7 protein-coding genes are annotated in these 2,602 nt (G+C 69.2%); all 7 read right to left on the bottom strand.

Going from position 1 to position 2,602, the window contains the following annotated elements:
• Positions 1-606: helix-turn-helix domain-containing protein (locus tag JWR81_RS21425; protein WP_297655833.1), on the bottom strand; the 606-nt coding region annotated here is incomplete at its 3' end.
• A 68-nt stretch (positions 607-674) separates the two neighbouring features.
• Positions 675-938 (bottom strand): hypothetical protein, encoded by a 264-nt coding sequence (locus JWR81_RS21420; RefSeq protein WP_297655831.1) that lies wholly within the window; start codon positions 936-938, stop codon positions 675-677.
• Positions 938-1,453: a hypothetical protein gene (locus JWR81_RS21415; protein WP_297655829.1), complete on the bottom strand. Its 516-nt coding sequence runs from the start codon at positions 1,451-1,453 to the stop codon at positions 938-940. Before JWR81_RS21415 ends, JWR81_RS21420 begins: the two co-directional genes overlap by 1 nt.
• A 37-nt stretch (positions 1,454-1,490) precedes the next feature.
• Complete coding sequence (locus JWR81_RS21410) at positions 1,491-1,967, bottom strand: RusA family crossover junction endodeoxyribonuclease (protein ID WP_297655827.1); 477 nt, start codon at positions 1,965-1,967, stop codon at positions 1,491-1,493.
• Complete coding sequence (locus JWR81_RS21405; protein ID WP_297655825.1) at positions 1,964-2,140, bottom strand: excisionase family DNA-binding protein; 177 nt, start codon at positions 2,138-2,140, stop codon at positions 1,964-1,966. Before JWR81_RS21405 ends, JWR81_RS21410 begins: the two co-directional genes overlap by 4 nt.
• Positions 2,134-2,355: a helix-turn-helix transcriptional regulator gene (locus JWR81_RS21400; protein WP_297655824.1), complete on the bottom strand. Its 222-nt coding sequence runs from the start codon at positions 2,353-2,355 to the stop codon at positions 2,134-2,136. The genes JWR81_RS21405 and JWR81_RS21400 overlap by 7 nt, the downstream gene beginning before the upstream one ends.
• A 64-nt stretch (positions 2,356-2,419) precedes the next feature.
• Positions 2,420-2,602, bottom strand: a 183-nt coding sequence (locus JWR81_RS21395; protein ID WP_297655822.1) for a hypothetical protein, incomplete at its 5' end; no start/stop codon positions are given.

The following is a 2,602-nucleotide window of genomic DNA, read 5'->3' as shown; positions in this document are numbered from 1 at the left end:
CTCAGCCACGACGTCAGGGCAACCCGAGTGTTTGTTGGTAGGTGTGTATTGGTTAGGTGCTTGGTTAGGTGGGCGGTACTGGTGACCGGTGTTCCGGTCGTCAGTGACCGGTGGTTGGTCGTCAGTGACCGGTGTTCCGGGCGGATCGGGGTCCGGATCAGCGGTCACAGCTACCGGTGTTCCGGGGTTATCCACAGGCTTATCCACGTCATCACCGGTCACCGTGACCGGTGTTCCTGCGGTATCACCGGTCACCGCTACCGGTGCCGGGGGCAGCTCATCGGGCGGCAACAGTTCCCCATAAGCGTCCAACTCGTCCGGGTAAGTGAGCCGGTAAACGTCCGCCAGACCTTTCCGACCCGTTCTTGAGCCCGCGAATACGCGCTCTATGAGACCGAGTTCCCGCAGTTTCTTCAGCGCCCGCCGAACCGTTGCGTCGCTCAGCTCGGTGACCGCCACGAGGCGATCGTTGCCCGGCCGGACACTGGTCCCGTCCACGTTGGCGTAGTCGGCGAGCATGCTCGCCACGAGCTTCACGGACGGGCCGAGCCGTACCCTGCGGACCAGCCGCCGCCAGGTGTAGGGGTCGGTGCCGTTCAGCTCCACTTAGGGGGCTCCTTGCTCGTGCTGATCGATGGATGGTCCGGGGGCGGCCGGCTGCGACCGCCCCCGGGTCAGGCCGCCGTGAGCTGCTCGTACAGCGCCTTGCACTTGGCGCACCCGCAGGTGGGCACACCGAGGTGCAGGACGTCGCCGGGCTTGATGATGCGCTCGACCTTCTGGCCGGCCTGGTCGTAGGTGGACCGGACCGCGGGCGGTCCCGGGGTGCACCGCAGGCAGGTGCACGACGCCATCGGGCACTGCGGTTGGTTGCGGTGTTCGAGCCGCCAGAAGTCCGGATGCCCGCAGATGGTGCAGGCGTGGGAGATGAGCGCCACTAGTCGTCATCTCCCGCGACCGCGGCCCGGTCGAGCACCGCGTAGAGGCCGTCGGCGACGGTCCGCAGCTCGTGCAGGACCTCCGACAGCACCAGGTTCGGGGTGGTGGCGGAGTTCCTGGCGTAGCGGGCCCAGTGGGCGAGTCCGGCGCGCAGGCGGGCGGTTTCGATCTCGGTGAGCAGCCCGCCGGTCATCTTGAGGGTGGACTCGGTGAGGATCACCTGCCCGTGCTCGTCCAGGGTGCCGGCCGCGGTGCGCTGGAGGTACAGCGCTTGCAGGGCCTGGCGTACGGCGCCTTCCTGCTCTTTGGCGGCGATCTCCAGGCTGCTGATGCGCATCTTCACGCTCGGCTGCCCGTCGGTGTCGGGTGCGGGCTGGGTGCGCTCGATGTGGGCCATCTCGCCGATGAACACGACGCGGGCGCCGGGCCGGGAGTAGAGGGCGAGCACGTGGGGTTCGAGGGCGGCGGCGGGTCCGCCTCCGACCTTGCTATCGATCTTGACCGTGGTGGTCACTGGGCTCCTTCAGGGTGAGGTGCGCTCGTTGGGGTCGTCATGGGGCTACTTCCTTGAGGGCGATGACGGCGCCGGGGATGGACAGTGGCGAGTCGGGGTCGTCGGTGTGCCACTTGTCCGCGGTGACGTGCACGACCTGGGAGTCGTCGCGGAACGCTCCGGCGTCGGTCAACGCGTCGAACGCGGCGCGCTGGAGTTTGTCGAGGTCGCCGCTGGTGCGGGTGGTCGGCCAGATCTTGCGGCGCTTGGGTGCGCTCTTGGGCGGGTCGAAGCAGAACGCGATCTCGACCGTGACGGGGCCTTCGAGGCGCTGGTGGCCGGCGGCTTCGATGGCGTCCGTGGTGGCTTCCTTGACGGCTTCCCGCCATGGCTTGACGCGCTTGGAGGACTCCATGGTGACGATGCGCCCGGACTGCTTGTGGAGGGTGGCGTGCTTGCTGCCCTGGGGTGCGGGGCGGCCGAGCACGGTGATGACGAGGGGCCGGGCGTGGGCGGCGAAGAGGGCGTCAGTCATCGGTCATCCCGTTCGGCCTTGTAGGCGTCGACCACGTCCACGCGCAGGCGGTAATGGCTGGCACCCGAGCGGACCGCGTCGAGCCGCCCGGTACGGATCAGGTGCAGCACGCGGGCCCGCTTCACGTCGAGGCGTTCGGCGGCCTGCAGGGTGTTCAGCCATCCGCTCAGCACGACACCTCCCCTGTGGTGATGTGCAGGTCGAGCGCGGACGCCCACAGCGCCAGGCTGTGCAGCCGGGGGCTGTGGTCGCCGCGCTCCCACAGGGAGATCTGCTGGGCGCGTAGCCCGGCCCGCTCGGCGACCTCGGTCTGGGTGAGACCTGCGTTCCTGCGGAGATGCGCGAGGTGGACGACGACGGGGTGCCGGCCGGGATCGGGGGGCCTCATCGCACCCCCGCCCGGCACACGGCGGCCACCATGACGGCGGTGAAGACGAGCAGGTACACGGCGGTCACTCCATCCACCCGAGTTCCTCGCACACCTCGGCCAGCCCGTCGTCAAGCAGCTGCTCGGCGATGTCGGCGAACGTCTGCTCTTCGGCGGGGTCGGCGAGCGGACGGACGTGTTCGAGGTTGCGGGCGTCGCGGGCCCAGCGGCGGCGGACGATCAGCCAGATCGCGGTGATCGCCCCGGA

The organism is Pseudonocardia sp. (assembly GCF_025965585.1).
Lineage (GTDB): Bacteria > Actinomycetota > Actinomycetes > Mycobacteriales > Pseudonocardiaceae > Pseudonocardia.
Note: the sequence above shows the minus strand (reverse complement) of the source record. Positions and strands in the feature narration are given on the sequence as shown.

What these genes read in the sequence shown, in the direction of transcription:
- JWR81_RS21410 (WP_297655827.1), bottom strand. Translation starts at nt 1,967, where the DNA reads ATGACTGACGCCCTCTTCGCCGCCCACGCCCGGCCCCTCGTCATCACC.
- JWR81_RS21400 (WP_297655824.1), bottom strand. Translation starts at nt 2,355, where the DNA reads ATGAGGCCCCCCGATCCCGGCCGGCACCCCGTCGTCGTCCACCTCGCG.